The 12,761-nt window shown below is 53.5% G+C and carries 12 protein-coding genes; 8 read left to right on the top strand and 4 right to left on the bottom strand.

Features of this window, described 5'->3' with window-relative positions; genetic code table 11:
• Window positions 1-288: 288 nt before the first annotated feature.
• Window positions 289-657: a hypothetical protein gene (locus tag PY793_RS13810; RefSeq protein WP_275178569.1), complete on the bottom strand. Its 369-nt coding sequence runs from the start codon at window positions 655-657 to the stop codon at window positions 289-291.
• Window positions 658-773: 116 nt separating this feature from the next.
• Between PY793_RS13810 and PY793_RS13805 the strand changes: the two genes are divergently transcribed.
• Window positions 774-1,232, top strand: a complete 459-nt coding sequence (locus PY793_RS13805; RefSeq protein WP_025828369.1) for a MarR family winged helix-turn-helix transcriptional regulator — start codon at window positions 774-776, stop codon at window positions 1,230-1,232.
• A 106-nt stretch (window positions 1,233-1,338) separates the two neighbouring features.
• Here PY793_RS13805 and PY793_RS13800 read toward each other — a convergent pair whose 3' ends face one another.
• A complete protein-coding gene (locus tag PY793_RS13800; protein ID WP_275178568.1) occupies window positions 1,339-2,601 on the bottom strand; it encodes a cation:proton antiporter in 1,263 nt (420 codons plus the stop codon).
• 182 nt (window positions 2,602-2,783) lie between these two features.
• Window positions 2,784-3,440: a TetR/AcrR family transcriptional regulator gene (locus PY793_RS13795; RefSeq protein WP_275178567.1), complete on the bottom strand. Its 657-nt coding sequence runs from the start codon at window positions 3,438-3,440 to the stop codon at window positions 2,784-2,786.
• A gap of 107 nt (window positions 3,441-3,547) precedes the next feature.
• On the opposite strand from PY793_RS13795, the gene PY793_RS13790 reads away from it, so the two are divergent.
• Both PY793_RS13790 and PY793_RS13785 read left to right on the top strand, forming a co-directional pair.
• Entirely contained in the window at window positions 3,548-4,114 is a 567-nt protein-coding gene (locus tag PY793_RS13790) for a hydrolase (RefSeq protein WP_275178566.1), read from the top strand.
• A gap of 48 nt (window positions 4,115-4,162) precedes the next feature.
• Complete coding sequence (locus PY793_RS13785; RefSeq protein ID WP_275178565.1) at window positions 4,163-5,581, top strand: DHA2 family efflux MFS transporter permease subunit; 1,419 nt, start codon at window positions 4,163-4,165, stop codon at window positions 5,579-5,581.
• Between the two features lie 186 nt (window positions 5,582-5,767).
• Here PY793_RS13785 and PY793_RS13780 read toward each other — a convergent pair whose 3' ends face one another.
• On the bottom strand, window positions 5,768-6,175 hold the full coding sequence (locus PY793_RS13780; RefSeq protein ID WP_275178564.1) for a VOC family protein: 408 nt from the start codon (window positions 6,173-6,175) through the stop codon (window positions 5,768-5,770).
• A 328-nt stretch (window positions 6,176-6,503) separates the two neighbouring features.
• Here PY793_RS13780 and PY793_RS13775 point away from each other — a divergent pair, with 328 nt between their 5' ends.
• The 5 genes from PY793_RS13775 (at window position 6,504) to PY793_RS13755 (ending at window position 12,627) form a co-directional block, all read left to right on the top strand.
• Window positions 6,504-7,121, top strand: a complete 618-nt coding sequence (locus PY793_RS13775) for a CPBP family intramembrane glutamic endopeptidase (RefSeq protein WP_212350627.1) — start codon at window positions 6,504-6,506, stop codon at window positions 7,119-7,121.
• A gap of 646 nt (window positions 7,122-7,767) precedes the next feature.
• The gene (locus PY793_RS13770; protein ID WP_275178563.1) at window positions 7,768-8,289 is read left to right on the top strand and encodes an RNA polymerase sigma factor; all 522 of its coding nucleotides are present in this window, start codon (window positions 7,768-7,770) and stop codon (window positions 8,287-8,289) included.
• 132 nt (window positions 8,290-8,421) lie between these two features.
• On the top strand, window positions 8,422-9,405 hold the full coding sequence (locus PY793_RS13765; RefSeq protein WP_275178562.1) for a FecR family protein: 984 nt from the start codon (window positions 8,422-8,424) through the stop codon (window positions 9,403-9,405).
• A gap of 127 nt (window positions 9,406-9,532) precedes the next feature.
• A complete protein-coding gene (locus PY793_RS13760; RefSeq protein ID WP_275178561.1) occupies window positions 9,533-12,103 on the top strand; it encodes a TonB-dependent siderophore receptor in 2,571 nt (856 codons plus the stop codon).
• 311 nt (window positions 12,104-12,414) lie between these two features.
• Complete coding sequence (locus PY793_RS13755; RefSeq protein ID WP_275178560.1) at window positions 12,415-12,627, top strand: transcriptional regulator domain-containing protein; 213 nt, start codon at window positions 12,415-12,417, stop codon at window positions 12,625-12,627.
• The last annotated feature ends 134 nt before the right edge of the window (window positions 12,628-12,761 follow it).

The raw sequence follows: 12,761 nt of genomic DNA, 5'->3' as shown, positions 1-12,761 counted from the left end.
TTTCCTGTACCCCGGTTCGCTCACCCATCATCTGCCGACACTCCTTGACTGATGACGACTGAATCAGGAAGCCATGATTATTTCAAGAGCGACTTTTTCAACAGAATTAGGCGGAAGCTGCCAGTCTGCTTCGAATTCATGCGCCGACCAGCAGCAATTGGGGGGTGGAGAGCAGAAGGACCGGTTCTGGGACAGCGGCGCGAACACCCGACATCAACTCACAATCGGGATAAAGTCATTAGCTAGGTTATTTCAGATATGCAGATACTATTTACGTGTCGACATTCATCAGGATCGAGTCATGCGTAGTCCATCACGAAAATTCATACCGAGAAGCGCAAGGTTGGTTGCTCCCGCCAGTAGTTCAATCAACTGAACACCATAAAATAACCAGTCGAATTTTAATTCAGACGCACGGAGCGCAAGGAAAAATGCACAGGGGACAAGGATACAGACACCATTGATCCCAATGACACGCATGCGTTTGAATTTCGTGAGCGCCAGACCGCGTGGCGCTGTCCCTGTTGTCCGGTATCCAGACAAGCCTGTGAGAGCAAGGCAGGGAATGAGAACCAGCAATCCCCACAGAATGGCGTGCTTGGTTGCAGCCATGGTCTGAGGATCTCCATATAGTTCTGCAATGATGGAAGCTGTCATGAAACTGGCTATGCACAGAATGGCCATCGCTCCTGTCAGAGGGTGGATACGACGGAGAAGCTTCTGCATGTTATCGTCCTTGCGCCGATGAACCCGGGAGATTTATATAGCTAGCCATGAATAAAGATAGCAAGCCATATAAATGGCAATCCCGAGAACAATCGCTTGGCTATATGGTCAACTGGGCAGCGAGACTTTTTGCGCGTGAGATGGACGAAGCCTTACGGCCATTTGGCCTCATGTCGGGACAACTCCCCGTAATTTTTGCCCTCGCCGATGGAAAGCCGCAGCCACAGCGGGAACTGGTGCGTCTCGCTGCGGTAGAGCAGTCCACCATGGCAAAGACTCTCGCACGGATGGAACGAGATGGACTGATTCAGCGCACTCCAGACCCGAATGACCGGAGAAGTGCCTTGATATCATTGTCTTCTTCGGCGGCGAACAGATTGCCAGATATCTCTGCTGCCGTTGCAGCAATCAATGCCAGAAGTCACATGCATCTGACGGTGGAAAACGGTGAATTACTGCTGAATCTGTTACGTCAAGTTATCAACAACCTCACGAATAACGAATGACAAATTTGGCCTAAGGAGCGGACCGACTTCTATCTGTTGAAAAACATGACAAAGCTGCCATGACTTTCCTCCTTACGGAGCTGCCTTTCAAATAATCAGAACCGTATTATTGCGGTCCAAGCTTAGAGGATGGATAGAGTTTGCGGGCAACCCGTTCCATGGTTAGCCCCTGCACAATGATCGTAAACACCACGACGCCGTAACAGACAGGCAGCAGCAACTCACGCAAGTCTCCTGGTGGCAATCCAAGTGCCAGCGAAACCGAGATGCCACCACGCAGACCGCCCCAGGTCAGGATACCAAGAACACGGCCCCGCTCCCATTGTCTGAGGTGAACCGGAAGCGTTGAAAACAGCACGCTCAATGCCCGCACGGCAATGGATAGAGGGATCACGGCAAGTGTCGCCAGCACCGTAAACAGATGCGGCGTGATCTCCAGGATTTCAAAGCCGATCAGCATGAACAGCAGGACGTTCAGTACCTCGTCAATGAGTGTCCATGCAATATCAAGTTCCTTTCGGGATGCCTCATCGAAAACGGAATGGCTATAGCTTGTTCCAAAGCACAGTCCCGCCACGACGACGGCAATCGCCCCCGACATGCCAAGTTGGTTGGCAATGCTGAAGGTTCCGGTCGCAAGAGCCAGCGACGTCAGCAGATCGATATGTGGGTCCCGCTGTCCCTTAAGCACACGGAGTACGATCCATCCGGTCAGTGCGCCCAGCAGACCGCCACCAATCGCCTCACGGCAAAAGCTCAGGGCAATCTCGGAAGCGGTCACTCCCTGACTGTCCCCGGTTGCCAGTCCGATCGTGACGCCGAAAATCACCACGCCCACGCCGTCATTGAACAGGCTCTCCCCTGCGAAAACGGCCTGAAGGGGGGCGGGCAGTCCGAGACGTTTCAGCATGCCGACAACCGAAACTGGATCAGTTGGCGCGAGGATGGCCCCAAGAACGATACACCACGTGAAAGGAATGGCATGACCCAACAGGGGGAAGACGTACCATGCTGCGATCGCCAGAAAGGCAACGGCCAGAACGGTTCCCAAAACAGAGAGAGCAGCCACGGAGGCAAGCTTTGCGCGCAGATGTCCAACGTTTACCTGTGTGGCCCCGGCAAACAGAAGCAGGGACAGCGCGCCATTCAGAAGGGCCGTGGGGAGATTGATCGCTCCGAGCACAGATCGCGGGAGAGCCTGCAGGTCATAGGCCGGTATCAACGGATTCAGGATCATGACCAGCAAGGAAGCCAGCAATGAGAAGACCAGCACACCAATCGTTACAGGAAGACGAAATGTGTGGTGATTGAGAATGCTGAACCCTGCCGAGAGGGTTAGAAGCAGAGCGAGAAGGCTGATCGTATCCATACCTTCACCGCTGGCTGCTCCTGCTTCCTACGTCAAGAAAAACCGGCAGTGGGCCGCTATTGGAGAAGCCGAACAGTTCGTTTAACGGCAGCAATGCGGGGCAAGCTCCCACGGCATCTCGCTCTCCGGGACAGCACCAAGGCTCTTAGGTCGTGGGGCGATTACTGCACCAATCCACGAAATTATGGCTCTGCGTCCGTTATGCTGTCTGGAGCACGCCGAAACGGCTCCAGCCGGTCCGCTAGATAAAGACGGTGCATCCGCCGCAATTCGTCAGGCGCGTCAGGCGTCGTGGGCGCGTTCTTCGTAATCATGCCGCGCAACACTTTCATAGTGTTTAGAACGACCGCAGCAATATCTCTCGCCAGTGCTTCCTCCAACCCTGGCGCACAGACACGCAACGCTGCCGCAATTCCGACTATGGCATGTTCTCGTGCACGATCACGGATCTCCATCTTGTCAGTCCGTGCCTCCATCAGCGCAGACAGAGATTTCACGCGAGGATGAAGCGTGACAAGCAGTTCGATCAGAACGTCCGCAAGAGCGTCTGGAGATAGCGTGGCGGCACGTTTGGCGAGTGCCGCGTATTCGTCTTCCAGAACGGCGATATGCCGCTGCACAAGAGCGTCCGCCACAGCCTCCTTGTTCGGAAAGAAGCGATAGAGCGAGCCGATCTTCGCCCCGGCGCGCGCGGCGATCTCCGCCATGGTCGTCGCTTCGTAACCTCGTTCCGCCATGAGGTCGGACGCGGCCTCCAGTAACTCCTCGACGCGCTGACGCCCAGCCGCGCGCATCGGCTGAAGAGACGTCCGTTTACCTCTTGATGAATTTGAGTCCATCCTCAAATAATGCTCCAGCTTGAGTGTCTACTCAACTTACTAACGTTTCCGCGTGTTCCGGACAACGGTTCGGGATAGCGGTCGAACGTCAACAGGGAGGTCTTGCCATGATTTCACTTCCGGCCACCAGGACGGCCCTCGTTCTGATCGATCTCCAGAAGGGCATTACGGGGCTTCCCCTGGCTCCGACATCGGGTGCGGCGATTGTGGAGCGCTCGAAAGCACTCGCAGCCCGCTTCCGGGCCGCCGGGGCTCCGGTCATTCTGGTTAATGTAGCGTTTGCGCCAGATTTCGCCGATGCCGTGCATGCGGTTGTCGATCGCTCCTTTTCACCGCCTGGCGGCTTCGCACCAGACTGGGCAGAACTGGTCGAGGGGCTTGCCGACCCGACCGATCTGCGCATCACGAAACGGCAATGGGGTGCCTTCTACGGCACGGATCTCGATCTTCAGTTACGGCGACGTGGTATCACGACCATCGTGCTCGGCGGGATCGCCACCAATCTGGGTGTGGAATCTACCGCCAGAGCGGCGCATGAGCATGGATACAACGTCGTGCTCGTCGAGGATGTCATGTCCACATTCACCGAAGACATGCACCGCTTTGCCTGCGAAGAGATTTTTCCCCGTCTTGGCCGGGTGACGATGAGCGACGCGATCGCGCTGAATGCGTAAACGCATGTTTCATGGCTGCGCGTCTCGCAGTTCCCAGCGAGATCATTCATGAACGCCAGAACGTCGTCGCCAGGCTCAGACCCGGATCAACTGCCTCCGGGAATCTGGAAAATCGTGAGCGTCGCGGCGGTCGGATCTTTCATGGCGCAACTGGACGCCACGATCGTCAATGTGTCGCTCCCCGATCTCGTTACGACCCTGCACGCGCCGTTTTCACACATACAGTGGGTGGTCAGCGGCTATCTGCTGGCGCTCGCCCTGACGTTGCCGCTGAATGGATGGCTCGTAAGCCGCCTCGGGGGGCGAGCGGTTTATTTATGGTGCTTCGGTGCCTTCACGCTGACATCAGGCCTGTGCGCGCTGGCGTGGTCTGCGCCGTCCCTGATCGTATTCCGTCTGCTGCAAGGTATGGCGGGCGGCCTGCTTGCCCCTATGGCGCAGATGACGGTTGCTCGTGTCGCGGGCCGACAGATGCCGAGGGTTGCGAGCGCAATGACGGCACCTGTTCTGCTCGCGCCGCTTCTTGGACCCGTCGTCGCCGGTGCAATTCTCTCCGTCGCGTCTTGGCGCTGGATCTTTCTTCTCAATGTGCCGGTCGGGCTTGCGGCTTTTGCCCTTGCCGTTCTGTTTCTCCCTGACGATCGGCATGACGAACGCCCCCGTCCACTTGACCTGACAGGGCTCGGATTTCTCGCGCCCGCTCTCGTCTCGTTTCTCTACGGCATGGATCATGTCGCCCGGCCTTATGGACAGGCGACCTTAGGCGCGTCCCTCGTACTGTTCGTCCTGTATGTCCGATCCGCGCGACGCAAGGGCGATGACGCGCTGATTGACCTGCGCCTGCTGCGTGCACCCGCCTTTTCGGTGTCAGCGATCATCATGTTTCTGACGAACGGGGTGTCGTTCGCGGGTCAGATGCTTCTACCCGTATGGCTGATCCACGCCTGCGGTGTCTCGCCCGAGCGGACGGGCTTGTTCATGGCACCCCTGGGTCTGGGGATGATGTGCGTCTATCCGCTCATTGGTCGTCTGAGTGACCGGTTTGACGCGCGCGATCTGACCGGTTGCGGTGCTCTTTTGTCCTTGGTCGGAACAGTGGTCTTGATGGTGCTCGCCTATCACGGTCTGAACGTCACTTTGCTGACCATAGCATTGTTGTTGCGTGGTGGTGGCGGGGGTGCCGTCGGCATTCCGGCGATGAGCGCGGGATACGCTTTGATCGCACGCAAGGATATTCCGATGGCGACGACCGCGCTGAACATCATGCAAAGGATTGGCGGGCCGACATTGATTACAGCATGCGCCACGTTCCTTGGGTGGCGGCTTGCGACGGTCGGCCCCTCCCATGCCGGGTCGGAAGCTTATGCCGAAACATTTGCATTGCTCGCGTTATTCCATGGCGCTTTGTTGCTCGCCACGCGTTTTATCAAGCCTTCAGATAGGAAACGCCAGTTTATACCAAATTGACCTGTCGGACATTGATACTCACCTGAGTGAATAAAAGTCACTCAAGAAAGTTTGGCCAGCGTCTTCCGCTTTGAGATCATCCCTCTGTGATTCGGATTGTTCGACATGAAGTTAGTTGCAGCCTGTCTGATCCCGCATCGTAGATCAGACAGGCTGTTCAGGTTGCTCAGCCGTTCATGCCGGGCATTATTGTAGGTTTCCCTGATACGCTTCTGTGGGCCGAACCGATGTTAACGTCGTTACTTCTATGAAGTAGCCACCCTTCGCTTTAAAGTAGAAACACCACGCGCCGTGCGTGTCGCGTGGAGCCTGTACCTCCCAGCCATCGGTACTTAGGCGCTTATAGAGAGCATCGACGTCCTCGCGAGACTTTTGGATGAAACCAATGTGCAGGATGTCGAATTGCCTAGGGTAATAGAAGCCTTCGAGCTTGTTGTCGAAATGATTGACGATCAACACAAGTCCATCGCTGTCTTGCATGATGGCCATCTTGGTTCCACGCACAACGAGAGTGCGGAGGCCGAAATACAGTTCAAACATTACGCGATCAGCCTCGGTATCGTGGCTGTAGAGGTTGATATGGTTCAGCTTCATGACTGTGCCTTTCCGTTGGTGAAACGGACACGAGCCGATCGCAACATAGACAGGGACGACCGACCACAGACGAGGCCTATCCTCGTCGTGTCCGGCCATGGCCAAGAGCGGTCTTACTCGCTCAAGCGTGACTGTCTCTGGAGAGACCACAGGTTGTCACCGTACCTGCATCGCTGTCTTTTTAGGCGAAATCGACTTTGCTAATACCAGCAGCAGCGGTCAAGCGGCATCTTTAGTTATGTTCGCTTCGTAGAAGCTTATTGAATGACGAAAACGGCCAACAAGAGACGATAGCTGCCGCTGCATTTCTGTGCCAAACTCGAAACACATGCCTCTCCTTCGCTTCGCCGTCGAATTCGCTGCCCTCTATCTCGGTGGCCCCCTTATTATCCTCGAGCTCCGCCGCCCTGACATTCTGTTCGGGCTCATCTGGGTGGCGGCTATCGTGGCGTTTCTCGCGATCCGGGGCGAAAAGCCGCAACCTCATGACGTGCGTCGCGAGTTGCAGGCCATCTTCCTGCGTTTCGCGATCCTCGCGCCGATTATCGTGGCGCTGACTGCATGGTTTTTGCCAGAGACATTCCTCAGCCTGCCGCTTCAAAAACCGCGGTTCTGGCTGCTGATTATGGTGCTCTATCCGGTGCTGTCGGTATGGCCGCAGGAAGTACTCTACCGCGCATTCCTGTTTGCCCGATATCGCTCGCTGTTCCGCAGCGACACAGGCATCATCATCGCAAGCGCACTCGCTTTTGGCTTCGCCCATGTGATCTTCCTGAACTGGATCGCAATAGGCATGACCACCGTCGGCGGCCTGCTCTTCGCCCGCAACTACGCACGTTACCGGTCGCTGCGCCTGATTTGCCTGGAACATAGTCTCTATGGTTGCCTGATCTTCACCGTAGGCCTCGGCCGCTTCTTCTACACAGGCGCCGCTTGGTACCACTGAGAGCGCTAGTCTACCGGGCTGGAGCCGCCGTTCGCCTATCTTGACACCTGCAGACCAACCCCCTGAATCCAACCGGGCACCACGTCAGCATTATGGAAGATGTCTACTTTCGGTGTCTCGCGCGGGCAGTTACGGCAAGGTCGGGTCGAAGGCCGACACCATGGCGCACCGCCGACTAAACGGCATCGGAAATGAGATACGTCTGCTTAGAGGAAAGATCGTGCCGAGGCCTGACGTCCAACAAGGAAGCGGAAGCTGACATAGCTTTGGATGCATAAGCTCCACGCTTTAGGAGGACAGGGGACATTTACTTTAGTAAGAGGTCATGCGTGTGACGAAAAAAGTTCATTAAAACAGCCTACTAGACCCGCTTCGCTCTCAACTTGCGGTTGCCGCAAGTTGAGAGCCAATCCTGTCCCCGCAACCATTTCCATCATAATTCACTCATCATCGACGTGTAGGCGACAACGCCGATGCACTGTCGATCCCTGCTATTTCCTCTTCCAGCTTGCATAAAATGGCGTTTACCGATACGAGAAAGTAAGAACGTGTCGCATTTGCGGCGACGCGAGAGAGGCAATGACGGCTTAGTTGCGTTCCAGAGAAGGAGGGCAGAGCCGGAAGGCGGGCGTGGCGTAAAGATAGAGTGGGACAGCCGGATAAATATTTCGAGCTTTTCGCGACACACCGCACTGATTTTGTGCGTTTCGCCAGAGGTATCATGAGAGATGATAGCTTGGCGGAAGATGTTGTTCAGGATGCTTTTCTGCGTCTGACTACCGCAACAGTGACACAAGGCCGTGTTCTTTCGGACCCACTGAATTACGTTTACCGCATAATTCGGAATCTGGCGTTTGACCGTTATCGACGACGGCAATTCGAGGCCGGATTGTTTGATCATGGGGTAGACAGTTCTTCCGAAACAATCGAAGCAGATGCCCCTACACCAGAAGGTGAGGCTGCAGGGAAATCCGACATGCGGGCGATGCGCGCCGCTATGGCGGAATTGCCAGAACGGACGTGCGTCGCATTGGAAATGCATCTGTTCGACGGACGAAAGCTAAGGGAAATAGCGGCTCATTTAGGGGTCTCTATTGGAATGGCGCATTCCCTTGTCGCGGCGGGTATGGAGCATTGTCGCAAACGTCTTTCCGCACCTGAATGCTGATCAGGTGAGCAAGCTATAATTCATTGAAAATATGCAAGCCTTCATTCGTCGCATAAAAAGAGATGTGCTGTTCGGATTGATCCCGGTAGTCGCAGACGCAAGGCAAGCGAACAAGAAGGGTGCAGGCGAAGCGTGAGTGAGGACTTCAATCCAACAACGGCGATTGAGTGGAAAATTGCCCTTTCAGAAGAGCCTGACGATTCTGTGCTCAGGGAACGCTTTGAAGCGTGGCTTGCCGCTGCTGAGGATCATCGGAAAGAGTGGCGGGAGCTTACACAGGGGCTTGAGAATTTCCGGCAAATCGGCCCGCTTTATCGTGAGAAATGGGCATCTCTCTCAAATGTTGAGCAAAATACTGCGCCCAAGCAAGGCAGGCCCAAAAGAAGACCTGCCAGTTTCGTTAGGCTTTCAATTGCTGGATTCGCGGCAGCCGCTGCCGTTACCTTCATATGGTCCTCTGATCTTCTGCTTCGATTGCAGGCCGATTACGTCACAGGCACGGCAGAAACTCGAACAGTCAGCCTATCCGATGGTAGTGAACTGATACTGGCACCGCGAAGTGCGGTAAAAATGTCTTACTCTGTAGAGAAACGGGATATTCGTCTTTTGAAAGGAGAAGCACTCTTTAAGGTTCGACATGATATGGCGCGACCTTTTGAGGTTCATACAGACAAATTTACCGTGACGGATATTGGAACTATTTTCGACGTCAGAATGTCTCAGGGTGAAGAAGAAGTTTCTGTCCGGGAAGGAGAGGTCCGGGTGCAGGACGTTTCGGGTGGGTTTCATAATCTCAATGCTGGAACCTGGGAGCGGATTAGAACCGTAAGCAGCGGGGTGAGCGTCACTCAAGGGAGTGGGGCTCCGGAAGATGTAGGAGCGTGGTCTGCGGGGCAGATTATTGCCAAAGAAAACAGCGTGTCCAGCGTCGTGGATAGGCTCAAGCCTTACTACCGGGGGGGTGTCGTCCTTTATGGTTCTTCCTTTGGGGAGAAGTCACTCACCGGCGTTTATGACACAAGTGACCCGACTGGCGCATTTCGGGCGATCGCAGCCGCGCATCATGCCCAGATGCATCAGGTTTCGCCTTGGCTGACAATATTGGCAGCGCCGTAGAGAAAATCCTCACCGTAAGTCATTTTTTCTGAAAAACGCCCTCTACCCATTCGTTAGCCCAATGAGGGGTGCGGTTGCATTGCATTCGCAATTGTGACGATCCATGCGAATGGGAACGGATAAGGTGATGACGATTGACGATAGAATGAAGCGGTGCGGGCGGCAGGTGGCGTGGCTCATCGCACTGGGTAGTACGACGTTTCTGAATGTCGCTGTGACGAAAAGCTATGGTGCAGAACCTTCCCAAAGTGCTCAGGCAGTCAGATCATTTTTCATTCCAGCCCAATCTCTTGAAGATGGTCTTACCAGATTCGGACAGCAAAGTGGGTGGCAGGTTTCTGTTGATGGAAAACTTGCAAAATCTCTGACAACGCACGGTGTTAGCGGCACGATGACGTCTGCTCAGGCCCTCAATGCGATCCTGTCTGGGACTGGCCTGACATACACAATCACGGGTGGCCGGACCGTCGTTCTGACAAAAGCGGCGGCCAATATCACGCTTGGCCCGATCCGTGTCGGTGGCAGTCTTAACGCCCATGAGGCTTCCATAGGACCCGGTGTTGGTTATGTCGCCACATACACTGACGCTGGAACGAAAACGGACACGCCCATTACACAAATACCTAATTCTGTTTATGTTATTACCAAGCAGCAAATCCTGGATCAGCAGGCCCAGACTGTCGCAGAAGTTCTACGTTACATGCCGGGCGTATATGCCGAGCAAATGGGTACCGCCAGTATTGGCTCTGCAGCAGGCGGCAATGCTAACGGTACCGGATCGATCATGATGCGTGGTTTCCAATCTACGCAATATGTTGATGGGCTTATGTCGTGGTCTAACACCGCTGGCGAAACAGCTTTTGTCGAACGAGTTGAAGCGCTCAATGGCCCAGCGTCAGTTCTTTATGGACAGGTAGGACCCGGGGGATTGATCGCCACGCAGCTAAAACAGCCCGGTGAAACTCCAATACGGAATGTGAGTGTTGGTTTCGGTAACTGGGGCCGTTATGAAGCAACCTTCGATGTCGGCGACAAAATCACGAAGTCGGGGAACCTGAAATACAGAATTGCAGGAATAGGTGTAACGCAAGGGAGTCAAACTGATTACCTTTATTACAAGCGAGTTGGTGTTCTCCCGTCCATTAAATGGGACATTGATGAGAAGACCAGCTTGACGCTCATTGGCCAATATCTGTATGCGCCTGCGGAAGCACAAGGAGACGGTTATCCCGCCGTAGGGACTCTGGTTCGGGGTAAATATGGTTACCTTCCACGGTCACGATTTCTGGGAGATCCGTCCTTAAATGAAAATGGACAGAAAACGGCGTCATTTGAATATCAATTCCAGCACAAGTTTAATAAATTTCTCGAATTTCAGCAAACGTTCCGGTATGAAGATTCATCAACAAATATCAAACAGACCTATTTGTTTGGTTCTCTCCAAGAAAACCAAACTATTAATCGTAGGGCGTGGCATCAGGCTAGTTCGCATGCCACAGTGGCTCTGGATAGTAGGCTTGTCGGACATGTCAATACGGGTGGTGTCCAGCAGACTCTCGTAGCTGGAATGGATTTTAGGCGTGTCGATCTGACTCAGAATATAACATATGATGTGAATGGTACAAAACCTATAAATATATGGGATCCTGTTTACTATATTACGTATCCAAATTTTAGTCTAAGTAGTCCTGATAATATAAGAATCCAAAATATGCGTGATGTGCAATATCAGAGCGGAGTATATTTCCAAGACCAGATAAAATGGAAAAAACTATCTGTTATTCTTGGAGGGAGACAGGATTGGTATAATGATGCTGGGCCATTTATCATAGGAGATAACTTCCTAACGTCTGGGCATGGCGTGATTACTAAACCTTATGTCGAGTCAGACGATAAGTACTCATCTTCCAAATTTACATGGAGGGCTGGGTTTACGTATAATTTGGATTTTGTATTAACTCCTTATTTCAGCTATTCAACATCGTTTCTTCCGCAAACGGGTTCAGTCCAATATAATGGTCAGGCGGCTAAACCATTGAATGGACGGCAATTTGAGGCTGGTCTGAAATATTTGGTGCCGAATACGAATATTTTACTCACGGCGGCGGCTTACGACATCAAGGAAAACCACTATCAGATTACAGACACTGAACATCCCGGTTATAATGCGGATGCAGGCACTGTTACGTCCAAAGGCGTCGAATTATCGGCCCATGCCAATGTTACGAAAGACATCCGTTTAACTGCGTCTTATTCATTTAATGAGACACGTGCCACAAAGAGCAATAATAAAGTAACACTTCGCGATATGGATGGAACCAATCTCGGAACTATCAGTGAGCAAGGGAAGTATATAGCTGGTATTCCGCGAAACATGGTGAATATGTTCGTTGACTACACGCTGCCAAGACAGATATTTCATGGTCTTGGTGTAAATTTCGGCATTCGTTATATCGGATCGACATATGCCGATAATGCTAATAGCTACAAAGTGCCAGACTATTTACTTTTTGATGTAGGTGCTCATTATGATTTCGAGAACGCGTCCCCAATGTTGAAGGGTTTGCGTACTCAGTTGGCAATCTCGAACTTAGCAAACACACGCTACGTTACATCGTGCAGTTCTGGGATGGCTGGAGGCACCTGTTATTATGGACAAGCTCAGAGAATATACGGGAATATCTCATATTCGTGGTGAAATTTCCCCACCCCGAACTACAGCACCTTTTTCCCATTAAATTCAGCATTTTGCCCCACGTCTCCATGCCAAAGTCGAGGGGCAACCGTGCTGCAAGAAGCGTGGACCGCCCCCGGCAAGATGCGAGGGGCGGCCCATGTCAAACTCGGTGGGTGATGCTGCGCAACATGCGTGGGGTGTCCCTGCAATTCATAAGGTCATGCCGCAAGGCGTGAGAACTCAATGTAACCAGAAACACGGGGCAGACTGACAGGTGCGGCATGTTTTGCCGTACCCAATCGGTGGCTCCCCAGCCGAGAGGACCGTCGCTCATGCCATCCGACATCTGGCATTCAGAGGCCGATCTGGCCATCCTCAGAACCCTGTCAGCCTCTGCCCTTGCCGGGGCCTTCATGCGGCGCTGGTCCCGCTATGGCGACGATTACCACGATACCCGCTTGCGGGCAGGAGCAAGCGACAATCCTTCGCTCCTGTGGGCGGCTTTCCGTAACCGTTGGGGGTTACGTTTTTGTCCACGATCCTGATATTGCCATTACCCGTGACGTGCCCCCCCGAAAATGTAACCATTTAAAAGTAGAGTCCGATCAAGAAGGATACGGACGGATGAAACGCAGCCGCTTTACGGAAGAGCAGATCATAGGGATCCTGAAGGAACAGG

It is taken from the genome of Acetobacter fabarum, from assembly GCF_029069195.1.
GTDB classification, from domain to species: domain Bacteria; phylum Pseudomonadota; class Alphaproteobacteria; order Acetobacterales; family Acetobacteraceae; genus Acetobacter; species Acetobacter fabarum_A.
Note: the sequence above shows the minus strand (reverse complement) of the source record. Positions and strands in the feature narration are given on the sequence as shown.